The organism is Bradyrhizobium sp. NAS96.2, from assembly GCF_001908235.1.
Classification (GTDB): domain Bacteria; phylum Pseudomonadota; class Alphaproteobacteria; order Rhizobiales; family Xanthobacteraceae; genus Bradyrhizobium.
In genome coordinates, this window is record NZ_LGHK01000067.1 from 1 (window position 1) to 19304 (window position 19304).

Here is a 19304-nt window from a genome sequence, read left to right on the forward strand (position 1 = left end):
CGCGCTGACGGCGGAGGCTGTGCTGCCCTGACCGTAGGCCGTCGCGGCCGCAGCCGTTGCCTTGCTTCCGGCGCCGGTCGCCGTCGCATTGAGGTCCGAGGCCACCGCGCCGTTGCCGAAGGCAGAACTGCCCGCGGCGACACTTGCCTTTGCCCCGTCGCCGATGGCGGTGTTGCCGAGCGCCGCCGCCGAACTGGCGCCGATCGCAATCGATCCGGTCGCGACCGCGCCGGTGCCGATGGCAATGGCATTCGCTCCCGTACCGGCGGTCGCGCCATCGCCGATCGCGACGGCACTCGCCCCGGTGGCGTGGGAGTTGTTGCCGGCCGCGAAGGCATTGCCGCCGGTTGCCGTCACCGTATTGCCCAGGGCGACGGCATTGTCGGCGCTGGCGCTGGCGCCGCTTCCTATGGCCGTCGAGGACACCCCCGCCGCGGCGCTACTCACGCCGATCGCGACCGATTTTCCACCGCTGGAACTTGCGCCGGTCAGCCCGGATACGCCATCGCCCCCCACCGATCGCGACACTGTACGCTCCGGACGACATCGCAGCAGTACCATTAACGCCGGCACCAATTGCCGTACTCCAATTGTTGAAATCGCTGGCTCCTCGATTGGCGTATGCGCCGACGCTCGTCACGCCCGTTCCAGCACCGATAGAAAAGGAGCCGGCACTTTTGCCCAATGATGTGTCGGAGTCACTCGCGTACGCACCAGCGCCGACCGCCGTCGCATTGTTATTTGCGCCCGCATTGTCGCCAATGGCCGTGGCGCTGAATCCGGACGCACCGGCGGAATTGCCGATGGCCGTCGCTGCCGCCGGGCCCGCCGAGGCGTCGCAGTTGCCTACGAATGAACTTCCGGAGGAGTAGCAATTCTGTGCCGCTGCCGGAGAGACACCTGGCTCAGACATGCCCAACACCAGGACAACTCCGGCGAAGGCGACGCGGCGAACGAGCGCGGCGCACGCGACGGATTTAGTCAAACGGAACATGGCTTCAACGATCGCGTGAGGCATTTGCGCTCTCAACTCCAGAACTTCGGCCGGTCCTGACGGGTTGACCGGATGCGGCGGCCGCGAATGTGGGACAAGACCGCGAGCCCGACATCAACCGTTCGATTGAACTCGTCTTCAACGTCGTTGAGCGCCGGAATTTTCCCGCCAGGTGTTGCCGAATTGCTTCGGGTTGCATCCCGAAGTTTCTGCACCCGGCAATCGGGCCTTGCCATCAGGCCGACGATCGCCTCAATCGGCTGACCCCTTGATCGAGCAAAGGGAACGCCGCCAATGGCATCGCCGGGATTGCCGGTTGGGAGGATGCAGCAGAATGGCGCGACATTGATCCTCTTATGCCGTTGAGATATCAGCATGATTTGCTGACCACCACTCCAATCCCCTTAGGCCCGATCCGAAACTCTTCGGCCATGGCAATAGGCGATCGGGCCGTGCGGCATGCTGATTGGTTGAATTCGCGACGCCGGAGTCTTATGCGTGGCGGCTATGAGCACCCTTGCCAACGCCGAAATGTCCCTGACGTCGTGGCCGCGCCACCAGGCGCGCGCCGATAAGGCGGCGCCGTTCCTGCCGATGAACCGCGCCGAGATGACGGCGCTCGGCTGGGACCAATGCGATATCGTGCTGGTGACGGGCGATGCCTATGTCGACCATCCAAGCTTTGGCATGGCGATCATTGGCAGGTTGCTGGAGGCCCAGGGCTTCAGGGTCGGCATCATCGCGCAGCCCGACTGGCAATCGGCCGAACCGTTCAAGGCGCTGGGAAAGCCGCGCGTGTTCTTCGGCGTCACCGGCGGCAACATGGACTCGATGGTCAACCGCTATACGGCGGACCGGCGGCTGCGCCATGACGACGCCTACACGCCGGACGGCGAGGGCGGCCGCCGGCCGGACCGCTGCACCATCGTCTATGCCCAGCGCTGCCGCGAGGCGTTCAAGGACGTGCCGATCGTGCTCGGCGGCATCGAGGCGTCGCTGCGACGCATCGCGCATTACGACTATTGGTCCGACAAGGTACGCCGCTCGGTGCTGGCGGACGCCAAGGCGGACCTTCTGCTCTACGGCAACGCGGAACGCGCCATCGTCGAGGTGGCGCACCGGCTCGCCAATGGTGAAGCACCGCGCGATCTCGACTCGATCAGGGGCGTCGCGCTGTTCCGCCGCGTGCCCGAGGATTACGCCGAGCTGCATGCCGACGATCTCGACTCCGCCGACGAGGGCGCATCGCGCCAGGCGGGCAACGTCGTGATCCGCCTGCCGGCCTGCGAACAGGTCGAGCAGGACCGCGAGGCCTATGCACGTGCCTCGCGCGTGCTGCATCGGGAGAGCAATCCCGGCAATGCGCGGCCGCTGGTTCAGCGTCACGGTGACCGCGATTTGTGGCTGAATCCGCCGCCGATCCCGCTGTCGACGGCCGAGATGGACTCCGTCTACGACTTGCCCTACGCGCGTGCGCCGCATCCCTCCTACAAGGACGCCAAGATCCCGGCCTGGGAGATGATCCGCTTCTCGGTGACGATCATGCGCGGCTGCTTCGGCGGCTGCACGTTCTGCTCGATCACCGAGCACGAGGGCCGCATCATCCAGAACCGCTCGGAGGGCTCGATCCTGCGCGAGATCGAGCGCATCCGCGACAAGACGCCGGGCTTCACCGGCGTGATCTCCGACATTGGCGGGCCGACCGCCAACATGTACCGGATGGCCTGCAAGGATCCGAAGATCGAGGCGGCATGCCGGCGGCCGTCCTGTGTCTTCCCCGAGATCTGTCCGAACCTCAACACCTCGCATGACGACCTGATCCGGCTCTATCGCAAGGTGCGCGAGGTGAAGGGCGTCAAGCGGGTGATGGTGGCGTCCGGCGTGCGCTACGACCTCGCGGTCGAGAGCCCCGAATACATCAAGGAGCTCGTCACCCATCACGTCGGCGGCTACCTGAAGATCGCGCCCGAGCACACCGAGCGCGGCCCGCTCGACAAGATGATGAAGCCGGGCATCGGCGCCTACAATCGCTTCAAGAAAATGTTCGATGCCGCGGCCGAGCAGGCCGGCAAAAAATACTATTTGATCCCGTATTTCATCGCCGCGCATCCGGGAACGACCGACGAGGACATGATGAACCTCGCGCTCTGGCTCAAGAAGAACCGCTACCGCGCCGATCAGGTGCAGACGTTCCTGCCCTCGCCGATGGCGACCGCGACGGCGATGTATCACACCGGCGTCAATCCGCTGCGCGGCGTGCGCCGCGGGGCGAGCGACAAGGTCGAGGCGATCAAGGGCCTCAGGCAACGCCGGCTGCACAAGGCGTTCCTGCGCTACCACGACCCGGACAACTGGCCGCTGCTGCGCGAGGCGCTGAAACAGATGGGCCGCGCCGATCTGATCGGCTCGCGTCCCGATCAGTTGGTGCCCGCGCACCAGCCGCCCGGCACCGGCAAGGCCGCCGGAACGCGGCGACCTCTGCGCGAGGGCGGCCGGACACAGCGCTTCACCACCAAAGGCCTGCGGATGGGCAAGTAAGACGGCCGGAATTCAGATCCGGCCTGGCTTGGAAACTTGGCTGCGCTTTTTCAGATTGGCGCCGAAATGGCGCGCCATGCTGAACACCATAACGAACTTCTATGTAGTTGAAATTGTGCGAGATTCCTGCGGCGCCGCCAGCCCGTCGTCACCGGCTTTGGCCTGGACGCTCTAATTAGGGTATTTCGGTTCGCGCCCCACGGCTCCGCGCGCCTTGGCCGCTCCGGGGTGATAATGTCGAAGCTGCGGGACCAGAGATTTCGCGCAACCTGGATAATGGCGCTCGAAGAAGTGCGCTCCAGGATCGACCTGATGATCGCGACTGCGGTTGGATGTGGCGAGAAAGGGAGGACGTTATGGAAGCGTGGCGTGACGACAAGGCCCGCGCAACTCTGATTCGTGATGCCGCGGGAATCGTGCAGCCGGGCAAGACACCCCGGACCTTTGCCGAACTTCTGTTCGGCCACACCAACATCGAGGACCTCGCCAACCTCGACGCCTCATCGCTTGCCCTTCTAGCCGAGCAGACCTGGGAGCATGTGCAGCGCCGCACAGCGGGCAGCGCAGATATCCGCGTTGTCAATCCGGCGATGCCGGACGGACGCGAGATTTCGGTGCTCGAGATTCTCAACGACAACATGCCCTTCCTGTTCGATTCCACCATGGCCGAGCTTGCCGAGCAAGGCATCGAGGTCACCCTGGTTGCGCATCCGATCATCGCGGTGGAGCGCGATCACCAGGGCAAGCTGCTGCGCTTCCATGGCGAAGCACTGCCGGAAGGCGCAAAGGGTGCACGCGAAAGCCTGATTCATTTTCACATCGCTCGCCTTGACGCCGATGCCGACCGCCAAAAGCTGATCGACGGCCTCACCAGGACATTGAGCGAGGTGCGCGCTTGCGTCGCTGACTGGCGAGTCATGCGCGAGCGCGTGGAGGAAGCAATCAAGACGTTCTCCTCCAATCCGCCGCCGTTGCCGATCGACGAGGTCGCCGAGGCCAACCAGTTCCTGCAATGGCTGTGCGCGGACAATTTCACCTTTCTCGGCGTGCGCGAATATCGCTTCTCGCCCGACAACGATGTGTCGGACGACATCACGACCGGCGATGGTCTCGGCATCCTGCGCGATCCCGACGTGAAGGTCCTGCGCCGCGGAAAGGAAATGGTGGTGATGACGTCGGAAATCCGCGAGTTCATGCGCGAGCCGACCCTGCTGATCGTGATCAAGGCCAATGTCAGTAGCCGCGTGCATCGCCGTATCCGGATGGATTATGTCGGCATCAAGCTCTATACGCCCGATGGCCGGCTCGAGGGCGAATTGCGCCTCGTCGGCCTGTTCACCTCCGGCGCCTACACCCGCTCTGCGCGACAGATCCCCTATGTCCGCCACAAGGTTTCACAGGTGCTGCAGCGCGCCGGCTTCGACCCGAACAGTCATTCGGGCAAAGCGCTGACGCACATTCTTGAAGACTATCCGCGTGACGAACTGTTCCAGATCGACGTGGACACCCTGTACAATTTCGTCATGGAGATCCTGATCCTTTATGAGCGTCCCCGCGTCCGGGCGCTGGCACGGATCGACAAGTTCGATCGCTTCGTCTCCATCCTCGCCTTCATTCCGCGCGATAAATACGACACCGACGTGCGCACGCGCGTCGGTGCCTTCCTGGCGCAGGTCTACAAGGGGACGTTGTCGGCCTCCTACGTGTCCTTCCCCGAAGGGGCGCTTGCGCGCGTCCACTACATCATCGGGCGCTATGAAGCCAAAACGCCCGTCATCGAGCGTGGCACGCTCGAAGCCGGAATCGCCGCCATCGCCGCGACCTGGGCCGACAAGCTGAAGGCCGCGCTCACAGCGTCGACTGACGGCATGCGCGCGCGCATGCTCGCCAGCCGTTACGCCCGGGCCTTTAGCGGCGGCTACACCGAGGTGTTCGGCGCCGACCAGGCGATCGCCGATATCGCCACGATCGAAAAACTCACGCCCGCGCGCCCCGTGGCGATCACGGTTCACCGCACCGAGGGTGAGGACGATCCGACGCATTTCGGCTTGAAGGTGTTCTCGCACGGCGCCCCGCTGTCGCTGTCCTATCGCGTGCCGGTGATCGAGAATCACGGCTTGCGCGTGGTCAACGAACGCACCTATCAGATCGCGCCACACGCCATGCCGGCGCCGCCACCGGTCTGGCTGCACGACATGACGATCGAGACCAGCGACGGCCAGCCGATCGCGATCGGCCCGGAATTCAACCGCCGCCTGGAAGCCTCGATCATGGCGGTGGTCGGCGATCGCGCCGAATCCGACGGCTATAACGCCCTGATCCTGCGAACGGCCCTGGGCTGGCGGGAAGTCTCGTCCATCCGAGCCCTGTCCCGTTACCTGCACCAGATTCGCGCGCCGTTCACCCAAGACTATATGTGGGAGACCCTGCGCAAGAACGCCGCGATCACCGCCAGCCTTGTCACGCTGTTCCAGACCCGCCTCGATCCACGCCTCGCCTGCACCGATGCCGAGCGTTCGGCACGCGAGACGGCGCTGCTCGCCGAAATCGAGGAGCAGCTTCAATCCGTCGCCTCGCTCGATGAGGACCGCATCCTGCGCCGCTTCACCAATCTGGTGCAGGCCACCATCCGCACCAATCTGTGGCAGGTCGGCGAGGACGGACATCCGCGTCCGGTGATCTCCTTCAAGTTCGACGCGCACCGGATCGACGACCTGCCCGCTCCGCGACCTCTCTACGAAATCTTCGTCTACTCACCCCGTGTCGAAGGCATTCACCTGCGGTTCGGAAAGGTTGCGCGCGGTGGCTTGCGCTGGTCCGACCGGCCGCAGGATTTCCGTACCGAGATCCTCGGCCTCGTGAAGGCGCAGCAGGTCAAGAATGCCGTGATCGTGCCAGTCGGCGCCAAGGGCGGCTTCGTGCCCAAACGCCTGCCGCCGCCTTCGAATCGCGACGCCTGGCTCGCGGAAGGCACCGAAGCCTATCGCATTTTCGTGCGGTCGCTGCTCGAGCTTACCGACAATCTCGACGGCGACACCGTCGTGCAGCCCGACTCGACCGTGCGCCATGACGGCGATGACCCCTACCTCGTCGTCGCCGCGGACAAGGGCACGGCCACCTTCTCCGACGTTGCCAACTCGATCTCGGCCGAGAAGAACCACTGGCTCGGCGACGCTTTCGCCTCCGGCGGCAGCCAGGGCTACGACCACAAGAAGATGGGGATCACGGCGCGCGGCGCCTGGGAGGCGGTCAAGCGCCACTTCCGCGAACTCGGCACCGACATTCAGACCATGCCGTTCACCGCGGTCGGCGTCGGCGACATGTCAGGCGACGTCTTCGGCAACGGCATGCTGCTGTCGCCGGCGACGAACCTCGTGGCTGCCTTCGATCATCGCGACATCTTCATCGATCCGTCGCCGGATCAGGCGATCAGTTTTGCCGAGCGCAAGCGCCTGTTCGACCTGCCGCGATCGAGTTGGCAGGACTACAACAAGTCACTGATCTCGCAAGGCGGCGGCGTATTCTCGCGCCTGCTCAAAGCGATCCCGCTCGCACCGGAAGTACGCACCCTGCTCGATCTCGACAAGCCGCAAGCCACGCCCTCGGAGGTGATGACAGCGATCCTGAAATCGCGCGCCGACCTCCTGTGGTTCGGCGGCATCGGCACCTATGTCCGCGCCTCGGGAGAAAGCGACGATCAGGTCGGCGACCGCGCCAACGATCCGATCCGCATCACCGGCAACGACGTGCGCGCACGCGTGATCGGCGAAGGTGCCAATCTCGGCGTCACCCAGCGCGGCCGCATCGAAGCGGCGCAGAAGGGCGTCAAGCTCAACACCGACGCGATCGACAATTCGGCCGGCGTGAACACCTCCGACGTCGAGGTCAACATCAAGATCGCGCTGGCGCGTCCCGAGCGCGAAGGACACCTCAGCCTCGCTGACCGCAACAGCCTGCTCGCCGTCATGACCGACGAGGTCGGCACGCTGGTGCTGCGCAACAACTACCTGCAGACGCTCTCGCTATCGCTCTCCGAGCGCAAGGGCATGGCCGAGACCGGCTTCCTCACCCGCCTGATGCAGTCGCTGGAGCAGCGGGGTCTGCTCAGCCGCGCCGTGGAATTCCTGCCCGATGACGCGGCGCTCACCGAACGCACGAGGCGCGGTCAGTCCCTGACACGGCCCGAACTTGCCGTGTTGCTCGCCTACGCCAAGCTGACGCTCTACGATGACCTGCTCGGCACCCACGTGCCCGACGACCCCTATCTTGCTCGCGAACTATCGCAGTATTTCCCGCGCGAGGTCCAAGACAGATTCCCGGCGGCGGTCGAGTCCCATCGGCTGCGACGGGAGATCATCGCGACCAGTCTCGTCAATGCCGTGATCAACCGCGGCGGCCCGGCCTGCGTTGTGCGCCTGACCGACGAAACCGATGCCGATGTCGCAACCATCGTCATGGCCTACGTGGCAGTGGACGAATCCTACGGACTGAAGTGGCTCAATGATGCGATCGACGCACTCGACACCTGTATCGACGGACAGTTGCAGCTTTCCCTTTACGCTTCGATCCAGGATCTCTTGCTCTCCCGTATGGTCTGGTACGTTCGCAACGTTGATTTCAAGGACGGCCTGGAGGCGGTCATCGCGCGCTTCGGCCCGGCTATCCGCGAGATTGTTGCAGGGCTCGACAATACCCTTCCGCCGGACTTGCAAGCCGCGCGCAGCAAGCGACGTCAGGACCTGACCGATGCCGGCGTCCCGGCCGGCATAGCCGGCGAATTCGCTGATCTCGATGCTCTGGTCTCGGCCCCGGATATCGTGACGGTTGCGGAGCGCACCACGCGCGCCATCGGCGATGCGGCTGCGACCTTCTTTGCTGCGGAAGCCAAGTTCCGTCTCGACCTCATCATCGCTGCCGCACGCAGCGTGCCGGCAAACGATTATTTCGAACGTCTCGCCATCGACCGCGCGATCGACCAGATCGCAGCCGCTGAAAGAAGGCTGACCGCGGATATGCTGGCGACCGGCCAGTCGGGCCAGGAGGCCGTCGAGACCTGGCTCGCCGCGCATCCCGAAGCGACGCGGATTCGCCGCTCGGTCGAGGAAATTGCGGCCAGCGGCTTGACGCTCGCCAAGCTTGCGGTGGCGGCGAACCTACTGGGGGACCTGGTCAAGGCTTGAGAGTGCTTCGTCCACCCAGTCAGGACCCTCACCGGACGCGGCGGCCCGCAAACAAGCGGCACGTTTTCTTCCAGACCACCGCGATCCGGTGGGACGAAGAGACCCGCGGCGTCGTCGCGGGTCTCGTGGATGGACCAGCTATGCCAGTCAGTGCAGCGAGTGGTCGGTCCGGGCGGAAGCCCGCGCGGTCGTGATCTTGTTTCGCGGTGTCAGAACGCTGAGCTGATGCGGCGTCGCCGACGTCGCGGCGACCGGCGCCTGCTCGTGGACGTTGGCGGCGCCAAGCGCGCCAGCCTGCATCGGCGAGATCGGCAGGCCCGCGGCTTCGTAAGTCGGAAGCTCTGCGGCGGATGCGGCCGTTGCACTCGCGATCGCGAGGGTGGCGGCGGCAATGACGGAGAGGGAAATCTTGGTCACGTGAAGGCTCCTCAATCGGACTTGAGAGGCCGACATAGGCCAATTTTGTTGCAATGCAATAACGCATACTGCATTGCACAAGTATTTGACCGCGCCCCGGCACGAGAGGTCAGGGCACAGCGGTCTCGCCGCTGGGCACGTGCCTTAAAAACCCAATGAAATCAAAGATGAATGGCGCGCCCGGAACGATTCGAACGTCCGACCCTCAGATTCGTAGTCTGATGCTCTATCCAGCTGAGCTACGGGCGCATTTTCGCGGATCAGGCTTGAAGCCCGGATGGCTCCGGGAGCCCCGGAACGTCGCGAAAGAGCGCTCTAGCTACAGGCTCCCGGCCCGGTTGGCAAGGTCTGGAAGCGCCAATTTCGGTCGCGGTTTCGGCCGCCCTGGAATTCCGGGGCGGTCTCAGGCCCTGGCCCGCTCGCTGCGGACCGACAGCAATTCCACCGGGCGATCCGGGATCGAGATCCGGAAGGTGGCGCCGATGGTGCCCTCGACCAGGTGGATGTGGCCGCCATGGGCACGGATCAATTCAGCGGCGATCGCAAGGCCAAGCCCGCTGCCCCCGGGGCGGCCGGAGGTCTGGAACGCCTCGAACAGATGCTCGCGCGCCTTGGCCGGCACGCCGGGGCCGGTGTCGGAGACCTCGATGATCGCAACCGTCCCCTCGCGGCGGCCGGTAATGCGGATCTGCTGGGCGCCGCCATCGCTGTCCTGCCGGCTTTCCAGCGCCTGCGTCGCGTTGCGCACCAGATTGAGCAGCACACGGAACAGCTGGTCCGGATCGGCGTCGATGGTCAGGCCGCGCTCGATCGCACTGATCCAGGTGATCGAGACATCGGTCGCAAGCCCGGCCGATTCCCGCACCTCGGCAACTGCAGGCTCCACCATGATCACGCGGCGGTCGGGTGCCGCCTCCTGCGCGCGGCCATAGGACAATGTCGATTGGCAGAAGGCGATGGCGCGCTCGAGCGAGCGCAGCAGCTTCGGCGCAAAGCGCTGCACCCGCGGGTCGGGCACGCTGGCGAGTTGGTCCGACAGCAATTGCGAGGAGGCCAGGAGGTTGCGCAAATCGTGGTTGATCTTGGAGACGGCGAGCCCGAGCGCGGCGAGGCGGCTCTTCTGATGCAGCATCGAGACGAGGTCGCGCTGCATGTCCGACAGCTCGCGCTCGGCAACGCCGATCTCGTCGCCGCGCTGGCTGGGCACGATGATTCGCGCCGAACTCTCCGGATTTTCGTGGAAGCCGATCAGGCTCGCGGTCAGCCGCCGCATCGGCCGCACGAACAGATAGTGCAGCGCCAGGTAGACCAGGCCGGCGGTCAGGCCGGCAATCAGCAGCGCAACGACCAGCACGTTGCGCGAGAAGCGATACATCGCCTGCCGCAGCGGCTTCTCGTCGATCACCACTTCGATGAATTGGGCCTGGCCCGGCGCGGGACCGACCACGCGGATGGTCTGGTCGCCATGCTCCAGCATGATCTCGAAGGCATCGACGATCGCCGACCACACAGTCATGGCCCGCATGTCGACATCATGGTCGATCGATGCCGGCAGATCGGCGCTCGCGAGCAGGCGGCGCTGCTGGCCGAGCTTGATGGCAACCGCGCGGGCGCCGATGCTGGTCAGGATCTGTCGGGCCAGCGAATCCGGCACCAGGCCGGACGGAGCGGCATCGAGCACCAGCGCCGCGGTATTGGCGGCGGCAAGCCGGTCATTGAGCCGATTCATCCGAAAGTTGGCGATCGCCGGCACGTAGATCAGGAGCCCGGCGATCATCACCAGCGGAATCGTCAGCAGCAAAAGCTTGCCCGACAGCCCGAGCCGAAGGGACGGCTTGGGCCGCTGGTTCTGCGCGGTCGCCTGATCGTCAGTTAGAGCCACAAGATAAGGCCTTGTTTGGCTTAGGGGTCGGAAGATGCGGCCCGGCCCCCAAGCCGGTCAAATTACGGATCGCTAATGTCGGCGGTTCCCCGAACGCCTCAAAGCGTACCCTTACCGTCAAATACCCCGCGAAATCAGATATATTCGCCCGAATTGCGACGTTTCAAAGAACCCTTTTTGCGACGCCCTGCGACATTGACGAAAACAGGGCGCTCCCTTATAAGCCGCGCCAACTGTCCGCGATGGCCCGGTTCTTGACCGGGGGCGGCTCATTTGGGGCCGTAACGGCTCGTTTGGGCCCGCCAGCATCACCGGACTCCATCTCAATATAACGGCAAATTGCCCGGTCAGCGGAGAATTACCCGTGAAGCGGACTTATCAACCCAGCAAACTGGTGCGCAAGCGCCGTCACGGCTTCCGCGCCCGCCTCGCCACGGCCGGCGGCCGCAAGGTCCTCGCTGCGCGTCGTGCGCGTGGCCGCAAGCGCCTGAGCGCCTGAGCCCGGACGTCTCCTCCCCGGAGATACCCATTATGGATCGGCTGAGGCAGCGGGCGGATTTCCTCGCCGTTGCCAATGGCGCACGGGCGAATACCGCAGCTTTTGTGCTGCAGGGCCGCCGGCGCGACGATCAGGGCCCGATCCGCGTCGGCTATACCGTCACCAAGAAGAATGGCACCGCGACCGAGCGCAACCGCATCCGCCGCCGGCTTCGCGAAGTGATGAGACGGGTCGATGCCGTATTCATGCGGCCGCACCATGATTATGTGCTAGTCGGCCGTCGTGACGCGCTGACCCGCGACTTTGCGACCATGATTGACGACCTGCGGTCGGCGCTGCGCCGCCTCGACCGGCCTGCTGCGCCCAAGACGGGTAACGACAAGGCAGGTAACAAACGCGCGCCCAATCCGAATGGAATGACGAGACCCTAAGAGATGTCCGACAACCGCAACACGATCCTTGCCGTCATTCTGTCCGGCCTCGTCCTGATCGCCTGGCAATATTTCTACAATGTGCCGCAGATGGAGAAGCAGCGCGAGGCGCAGAAGCAGGCCGAGCTGCTGAAGCCGACGCCGCAGGCCACGCCGGGTGCCGCGCCTGGCGCCGCTCCCGGAACCGCCGCGACCCCATCCGCGGCGCCGGGCGCGCCTGCTGCTGGCGCGCCGGTCGCAAGCCGCGAAGCGGTGCTCGAGGCCGGTCCGCGCATCAAGATCGACACCCCCCGCGTCACCGGCAGCATCGCGCTGAAGGGCGCCCGGATCGACGATCTGTCGCTGGTCCAGTTCCGCGAGACGGTCGATCCCAAATCGCCGGCTATCGTGCTGCTATCGCCGTCAGGCACGGCCGAGCCCTATTATGCCGAGTTCCTGTGGCTGACGCCCAACGGCTCGTCGGTGAAGACGCCGGATGCCGAAACCGTCTGGCAGCAGGAGGGATCGAACAGCCTGTCGCCGAGCACCCCGGTGGTTCTGAAATACGAGAACGGCCAAGGCCTGACCTTCCGCCGCACCATCTCGATCGATGATCGCTACCTCTTCAGCGTCAAGGACGAGGTCATCAATCAAGGCAGCGCGCCGGTGACGCTGTATCCGTACGCGCTGATCTCGCGCGGCGGCAAGCCGCCGGTCTCCGGCTACGCGATCCTGCACGAAGGCCTGATCGGCTATCTCGGCGAACAGGGCCTGCAGGAATACACTTACAAAAACATCGACGACAGCAAGACGAAAACCGGCGTGGACTACGCGGGAGCGGACACGCGCGGCGCCATCTTCAGGAACGTGACCGACGGTTGGCTCGGCATCACCGACAAGTATTGGGCCACGGCCCTCGTGCCGGACACCAATGCGACGCTCGAAGAAGCGCGCTTCACGAACGGAGACAAACGCTATCGGGTCGATTACAGGCTCGGCGCGCAGACTATTCCGATCGGCGGCACCGGCGTTGCCAATGCGCGGCTGTTTGCCGGCGCGAAGGAGGCCGCGACCGTCGGCCTCAACTTCCCGCTGGTCGGCTTCGGCGGCTACAACAAGCAGCTCGGCCTCAACCATTTCGATCTCCTGATCGACTGGGGCCACTTCTACTTCATCACCAAGCCGATGTTCCTGGCGCTCGACTGGTTCTATCGCCTGGTCGGCAATTTCGGCATCGCGATCCTGCTGGTGACCGTGATCGTGAAGCTGCTGTTCTTCCCGCTCGCCAACAAGTCCTACGCCTCGATGGCGAAGATGAAGTCGGTGCAGCCGCAGCTGCAGGCGCTGAAGGAACGCTATCCTGACGACCGCGTGAAGCAGCAGCAGGAGATGATGGAGATCTACAAGAAGGAGAAGATCAACCCGATCGCAGGTTGTCTTCCCGTCGCCTTGCAGATCCCGGTGTTCTTCTCGCTCTACAAGGTGCTGTTCATCACCATCGAAATGCGGCACGCGCCGTTCTTCGGCTGGATCAAGGACCTCTCGGCGCCCGATCCGACCAACCTGTTCACCCTGTTCGGGTTGATCCCGTTCGATCCGATCGCGCTGCTCGGACCGCATTTCGGCGCCTACCTGGTGATGGGCATCTGGCCGATCATCATGGGCATCACGATGTGGGTGCAGATGAAGCTCAACCCGGCGCCGCCGGATCCGACCCAGAAGATGATCTTCGACTGGATGCCGCTGATCTTCACCTTCATGCTGGCCGGCTTCCCGGCGGGTCTCGTGATCTACTGGGCCTGGAACAACACGCTCTCGGTGCTGCAGCAGAGCTTCATCATGCGCAAGAACGGCGTGAAGGTGGAGTTGTTCGACAATCTGAAGTCGACGTTCGCCAAGAAGCCGACGTAGCTTCCGGCAACCTCGCCCACAATGCGTCATGCCCGGCCTTGTGCCGGGCATCCACGTATTGGAGGGTAGCAAAACGTCGACGTGAACGGCCGGATCTATTCCGGCCAAGACGAAGTGGACCCTTCGATGACCACCGAACCCGATGCGGAGCTGATCGAGCAGGGGCGCAAGCTGTTCGCCGGCGACTGGCGCTTCATCTGGGCCTCGCCCTCGATCGAGACGCTGCCGCCGATGGCCGGCCTCGAGGTCGCGTTTGCCGGCCGCTCCAATGTCGGCAAATCGAGCCTGATCAACGCGCTGACCGGCCGCAGCAATCTGGCGCGCACCTCGCACACGCCGGGCCGCACCCAGGAGCTGATCTTCTTCGAGGGGCCTGAAAAGGCGGGCTTCCGCCTGGTCGACATGCCCGGCTACGGCTACGCCTCGGCGCCGAAGACCAAGGTGGCGTCGTGGACGGCGCTGATCCACAAATTCCTGCTCGGACGCGCGACGCTGGCGCGGGTCTATGTGCTGATCGACGCGCGCCACGGCATCAAGGATGTCGATCTCGACGTACTGAAGACGCTGGACAAGTCCGCGGTCAGCTATCAGGTCGTGCTGACCAAGGCCGATCAGGTCAAGGCCGGCGAACTGAAGACCACGATCGCCGAGACCATCGCCACGCTGGCAAAACATCCCGCCGCGTTTCCCGAGGTGCTGGTGACCTCGTCGCGCACCGGCGACGGCATGCCGGAGCTGCGCGCCGCTATGGTGCGCCTGATCGAGGAACGACGCCGATGAACGGCGCATCCCGCCCTCTGATCGTCTGTGCCGCCATCATGGGCGCCTGCGGCGTGATATTGGCGGCGGCCGCGGCCCATTTGCCCGACGCGACGCGGCTGGCGGCGGCATCTTCGATGCTGCTGTTCCATGCACCGGCCGCCATCGCGACCATTGCGGTCGCGGACCGCGTGATCGTTCATGCCAGGCTCGGAATCGCGGCGGCCGCCGGCTTCGTCATCGCGGCGTCATTGTTCGCGGGCGACCTGGTGCTGCGCCAATATGCGGGCCACGGACTGTTTCCGATGGCCGCGCCGACCGGCGGAACGCTGCTGATCCTGAGCTGGCTGGTGCTGGCGGTCGCGGCCATGTGGCCACGACGTTGAACCGTAGCCCGGACGGAGCACAGCGAAATCCGGGAATCGTACCGCGGGCGGAGATCCCGGATTGCGCTTCGCTTCATCCGGGCTACAGATACGACGAATACCTCTCCCGCTTTGCGCCCTGCCCGGCAATCAGATAGAACCGCGCCCGTCCCTCCGCTGACGATGAGACCAGCCCCATGACCGACCAGCACATCAGCCCGCTCGATCAGGCCCGCATCCTGTCCGAGGCGCTCCCGCATATGCAGGAGTATGACGAGGAAACCATCGTCATTAAGTACGGCGGCCATGCCATGGGCGCCGAGGACACCGCCAAGGCGTTCGCGCGCGACATCGTGCTGCTCGAGCAGACCGCGATCAATCCGGTGGTGGTGCATGGCGGCGGGCCGCAGATCGCGACCATGCTGAAGCGTCTCGGCATCCAGTCGGAATTCGCCGCGGGCCTGCGCATCACCGACGCCGCCACCATCGAGATCGTCGAGATGGTGCTGGCAGGCTCGGTCAACAAGCAGATCGTCGGTTACATCAACGAGGCCGGCGGCAGGGCCGTGGGCCTCTCCGGCAAGGACGGCAACATGGTGAAGGCGTCGAAGACGACGCGCACCATGGTCGATCCCGATTCGCACATCGAGAAGGCGGTCGATCTCGGCTTCGTCGGCGACCCCGAAAAGGTCGATCTGACGCTGCTCAACCAGCTGATCGGCTACGAGCTGATCCCGGTGCTGGCGCCGCTGGCAACGTCGAAGGACGGCCAGACCCTGAACATCAACGCCGACACCTTTGCCGGCGCGATCGCGGGCGCGCTGAAGGCCAAGCGGCTGCTGCTGCTGACCGACGTGCCCGGCGTGCTCGACAAGTCCAAGAAGCTGATTCCGGATCTGTCGATCAAGGAAGCCCGCAAGCTGATCGCCGACGGCACGATCTCCGGCGGCATGATCCCGAAGGTCGAGACCTGCATCTACGCGCTCGAACAGGGCGTGCAGGGCGTCGTCATCATCGACGGCAAGACCCAGCACGCGGTTCTGCTCGAGCTCTTCACCAACCAGGGCACCGGCACGCTGATCCATAAGTAATGGCAGACGCGGCAGCGCGAATGAAGGCCGCCATCGCGGAACGCACGGCGAGGATTCCTCGCCGGTCGCCGGCGACGCGGCTCGCAATGTCGCTGCCGGCCGCGCTGATATCGTTCCTGTTCTCGGCGGCGCCGGCGCATGCCGACCTCAAGCTCTGCAACCGCATGAGCTATGTGATCGAGGCCGCGATCGGCATCGACGACAAGGCCGCAACCGCAACGCGCGGCTGGTTCCGCATCGATCCCGCGACCTGCCGCGTCGTCGTGCAGGGCGCACTGACCGCCGACCGCGTGCTGCTCAACGCGCGGGCGCTCGGCGTCTACGGCGCCTCGCCGATCCCGCAGAACGGGACTGATACGCTCTGCGTCGCGCAGGACAATTTCGTGATCGCGGCCGCGCGGCAATGCCGCTCCGGCCAGACGCCGGCGCAATTCACCCAGATCACGCCGACGCAGAGCGATGACGGCAATCTCGTCGCCTACCTCGCCGAGGACAGCGAGTATGACGACGAGCAGGCGCGGCTCGCCGGCATCCAGCGCCTCTTGGTGATCGCGGGTTACGACGCCGCGCCGATCGACGGCGTCGACGGGCCGAAGACCCAGAGCGCGCTGTCGGCATTCCTCAAGAGCCGCGGGCTCGCCAGCGACATCGTGCAGTCGCCGACCTTCTTCACCACCATGGTCGATGCCGTGCAGAAGCCGTCGCCGACCGGGCTGACCTGGTGCAACGATACGCAGTACAAGGTGATGGCCGCGGTTGCGACCGACGACGGCAAGGTGGTGACCAGCCGCGGCTGGTATCGGATCGACCCCGGCAAGTGCCTGCATCCCGACGTCACAGGCACGCCGAAGCAGATCTATTCATTCGCCGAAGCGGTCGATGGCGACAACCGCACCATCAAGATCAAGGACAAGCCGCTGAACTGGGGCGGCGCGGTGCAACTCTGCACCCGCGACAGCAAGTTCGAGGTCAACGAGCAGGGCGACTGCGCCGCCCGCGGCCTCACCGCGCTCGGCTTCACCACCGTCGACATGACCAGCGGCGGCAAGACGCTGCGCTTTGCGATGCCGTGATGGAGACGCTGGCGCCACATACATCACTGTCGTCCTGGCGAAAGCCAGGACCCATAACCACAAGACTGCGTTTGGCGAAGAACGACGAGCATCGTGCCTTATTGATGGATTCCGCGGTATGGGTCCTGGCTTTCGCCAGGACGACGGCGGAGGGCTCGGCGACGTTCGCGCTGACCGGTGGAGAGCGACAATGAAAACTCCCCGCAGCTTCGGCCATGTCGAGACCTGGGTGTTCGACCTCGACAACACGCTGTACCCGCATCACGTCAATCTGTGGCAGCAGGTCGATGCGCGGATCGGCGAGTTCGTCGGCAACTGGCTGAAGATCTCGCCCGAGGAGGCGCGGCGGCTGCAGAAGGACTATTACCTGCGCTACGGCACCACGATGCGCGGCATGATGACCGAGCATGGCGTGCAGGCCGACGACTATCTCGCCTATGTGCACAAGATCGACCATTCGCCGCTGCAGCCGAATCCGGCGATGGGCGCTGCAATCGCCAAACTGCCGGGGCGCAAGCTGATCCTGACCAACGGCTCGGTCGATCACGTCGATGCTGTGCTGAGCCGGCTCGGCATCGGTCATCATTTCGACGGCGTGTTCGACATCATCGCCGCCGATCTCGAGCCGAAGCCGGCGCCGCAGACCTACCAGAAGTTCCTCAAGCTGCACGACGTCGATCCGGCGAAGGCCGCGATGTTCGAGGACCTCGCGCGCAATCTGGTGGTGCCACATGAGCTCGGCATGACCACCGTGCTGGTGGTGCCCGACGGCAGCCAGGAGGTGGTGCGCGAGACCTGGGAGCTCGAGGGCCGCGACGCTGCTTATGTCGACCATGTCACGGACGATCTCACCGGGTTCTTGCAGCGGCAGAAGCCCTGATCTCTCCCACGTCGTCCCGGCGAAACCGGGACCCATTACCCCGAACGTGAGTGATGCGGCAGGCTGGGGCCGCAGCGCGTAACCCGACCAAGATTTGTGGTTATGGGCCCCGGCCTTCGCCGGGACGACGGAGGAGAGAGAGACTGCTCGCCGAAACGACGGCCGAGTTTGCCTTGACTCCGCGGTCTCAAATCCCGAAAAAGCCCGGCAAAATTCCCTCATATCCCGATACGCCCAAGGATTGTCCCGATGTCGCTGTCCGCCCTCGAAACCACCGTCAACACCGCGTTCGACGCCCGCGAAGGCATCTCGACGTCGACCAAGGGCGAGGTCCGTGAGGCGGTCGATCACGCGCTGGAGCTGCTCGACAAGGGCGAGGCCCGCGTCGCCGAGCGCGAGGCCAGCGGCAAGTGGAAGGTCAATCAGTGGCTGAAGAAGGCGGTGCTGCTCTCGTTCCGCCTCAACGACATGGGCCAGATTGCAGGCGGCCCGGGTAAGGCATCGTGGTGGGACAAGGTGCCCTCGAAGTTCGAGGGCTGGGGCGAGAACCGCTTCCGCGACGCCGGCTTCCGCGCCGTGCCGGGCGCGATCGTGCGCCGCTCGGCCTTCATCGCCAAGAACGTCGTGCTGATGCCCTCCTTCGTCAATCTCGGCGCCTATGTCGATGAAGCCACCATGATCGACACCTGGTCAACGGTCGGCTCCTGCGCCCAGATCGGCAAGCGCGTGCACATCTCCGGCGGCGTCGGCATCGGCGGCGTGCTCGAGCCGCTGCAGGCCGAGCCCGTGATCGTCGAGGACGACTGCTTCATCGGCGCGCGCAGCGAGGTTGCCGAGGGCGTGATCGTGCGCAAGGGCGCGGTGCTGTCGATGGGCGTGTTCCTCGGCGCCTCGACCAAGATCGTCGACCGCGAGACCGGCGAGATCTTCGTCGGCGAGGTCCCGGAATATGCCGTCGTGGTGCCGGGCACGCTGCCGGCCAAGCCGCTGAAGAACGGCCAGCCGGGACCTGCCACCGCCTGCGCCGTGATCGTCAAGCGCGTCGACGAGCGCACCCGCGCCAAGACCAGCATCAACGAGCTGCTGCGAGACTGATCGAACCTCCGCAGTTGCTGTCCATCACCGTCACCCCCGCGCAAAGGCTTCGCCTTTGTCGCTGGAGGAGGCCGCGAAGCGGCCGTCTCGAAGGGTCGACGGCCCGGCTAGTGGCCGTGCATCCTTCGAGGCTCGCCCAGCGGCGCAATTGCGCCGCAAGGCTCGCACCTCAGGATGACGGGTCTAGACTGATCGAACCAATTTCGATCT

At 64.9% G+C, this 19304-nt stretch carries 15 protein-coding genes, 1 tRNA gene and 1 pseudogene; 11 read left to right on the forward strand and 6 right to left on the reverse strand.

Translation table 11 applies throughout. From position 1 onward, the window contains the following. The 3 genes and pseudogenes from AC628_RS15635 to AC628_RS42910 form a co-directional block, all read right to left on the reverse strand. Nucleotides 1–447, reverse strand: a pseudogene (locus AC628_RS15635) (beta strand repeat-containing protein); the annotation flags it as partial. Then, nucleotides 440–1018 (reverse strand): hypothetical protein, encoded by a 579-nt coding sequence (locus tag AC628_RS44010; protein WP_168193384.1) that lies wholly within the window; start codon nt 1016–1018, stop codon nt 440–442. The pseudogene AC628_RS15635 and the gene AC628_RS44010, both read right to left, overlap by 8 nt. 8 nt (nt 1019–1026) lie before the next feature. Then, on the reverse strand, nt 1027–1371 hold the full coding sequence (locus AC628_RS42910; protein ID WP_143201623.1) for a hypothetical protein: 345 nt from the start codon (nt 1369–1371) through the stop codon (nt 1027–1029). A 130-nt stretch (nt 1372–1501) separates the two neighbouring features. Here AC628_RS42910 and AC628_RS15640 point away from each other — a divergent pair, with 130 nt between their 5' ends. After that, nucleotides 1502–3532 carry a YgiQ family radical SAM protein gene (locus AC628_RS15640; protein WP_074127682.1) on the forward strand — a complete coding sequence of 677 codons (2031 nt, stop codon included), beginning with the start codon at nt 1502–1504 and terminating at the stop codon, nt 3530–3532. Nucleotides 3533–3888: 356 nt separating this feature from the next. Then, nucleotides 3889–8712: an NAD-glutamate dehydrogenase gene (locus tag AC628_RS15645; RefSeq protein ID WP_245321189.1), complete on the forward strand. Its 4824-nt coding sequence runs from the start codon at nt 3889–3891 to the stop codon at nt 8710–8712. A gap of 147 nt (nt 8713–8859) precedes the next feature. Here AC628_RS15645 and AC628_RS15650 read toward each other — a convergent pair whose 3' ends face one another. From AC628_RS15650 to AC628_RS15660, 3 genes are all read right to left on the reverse strand, one after another. Beyond that, nucleotides 8860–9129: a hypothetical protein gene (locus AC628_RS15650; RefSeq protein WP_074127684.1), complete on the reverse strand. Its 270-nt coding sequence runs from the start codon at nt 9127–9129 to the stop codon at nt 8860–8862. A 172-nt stretch (nt 9130–9301) separates the two neighbouring features. Continuing rightward, a tRNA-Arg gene (locus AC628_RS15655) sits at nt 9302–9378 on the reverse strand. 154 nt (nt 9379–9532) lie between these two features. Then, nucleotides 9533–11011: a sensor histidine kinase gene (locus tag AC628_RS15660; RefSeq protein ID WP_074127685.1), complete on the reverse strand. Its 1479-nt coding sequence runs from the start codon at nt 11009–11011 to the stop codon at nt 9533–9535. A gap of 364 nt (nt 11012–11375) precedes the next feature. Between AC628_RS15660 and rpmH the strand changes: the two genes are divergently transcribed. From rpmH to dapD, 9 genes are all read left to right on the forward strand, one after another. After that, nucleotides 11376–11510, forward strand: coding sequence for a 50S ribosomal protein L34 (rpmH, locus tag AC628_RS15665; RefSeq protein WP_008542748.1), 135 nt, complete (start codon nt 11376–11378; stop codon nt 11508–11510). Between the two features lie 32 nt (nt 11511–11542). After that, nucleotides 11543–11941 carry a ribonuclease P protein component gene (gene rnpA, locus AC628_RS15670; RefSeq protein WP_074127686.1) on the forward strand — a complete coding sequence of 133 codons (399 nt, stop codon included), beginning with the start codon at nt 11543–11545 and terminating at the stop codon, nt 11939–11941. 3 nt (nt 11942–11944) lie between these two features. Next, nucleotides 11945–13831, forward strand: coding sequence for a membrane protein insertase YidC (yidC, locus tag AC628_RS15675; protein WP_074127687.1), 1887 nt, complete (start codon nt 11945–11947; stop codon nt 13829–13831). A 126-nt stretch (nt 13832–13957) separates the two neighbouring features. Further along, the gene (gene yihA / locus AC628_RS15680; protein ID WP_074127691.1) at nt 13958–14611 is read left to right on the forward strand and encodes a ribosome biogenesis GTP-binding protein YihA/YsxC; all 654 of its coding nucleotides are present in this window, start codon (nt 13958–13960) and stop codon (nt 14609–14611) included. Next, entirely contained in the window at nt 14608–14976 is a 369-nt protein-coding gene (locus tag AC628_RS15685; RefSeq protein WP_074127688.1) for a DUF423 domain-containing protein, read from the forward strand. The genes yihA and AC628_RS15685 overlap by 4 nt, the downstream gene beginning before the upstream one ends. Nucleotides 14977–15152: 176 nt before the next feature. Beyond that, nucleotides 15153–16046, forward strand: coding sequence for an acetylglutamate kinase (argB, locus tag AC628_RS15690; protein WP_021079576.1), 894 nt, complete (start codon nt 15153–15155; stop codon nt 16044–16046). An 86-nt stretch (nt 16047–16132) separates the two neighbouring features. Then, entirely contained in the window at nt 16133–17119 is a 987-nt protein-coding gene (locus AC628_RS15695) for a DUF1036 domain-containing protein (protein ID WP_074127692.1), read from the forward strand. Nucleotides 17120–17309: 190 nt separating this feature from the next. After that, nucleotides 17310–17999 (forward strand): pyrimidine 5'-nucleotidase, encoded by a 690-nt coding sequence (locus AC628_RS15700; RefSeq protein ID WP_074127689.1) that lies wholly within the window; start codon nt 17310–17312, stop codon nt 17997–17999. A 249-nt stretch (nt 18000–18248) separates the two neighbouring features. Then, nucleotides 18249–19094: a 2,3,4,5-tetrahydropyridine-2,6-dicarboxylate N-succinyltransferase gene (gene dapD / locus AC628_RS15705; protein ID WP_074127690.1), complete on the forward strand. Its 846-nt coding sequence runs from the start codon at nt 18249–18251 to the stop codon at nt 19092–19094. Nucleotides 19095–19304 lie beyond the last annotated feature (210 nt).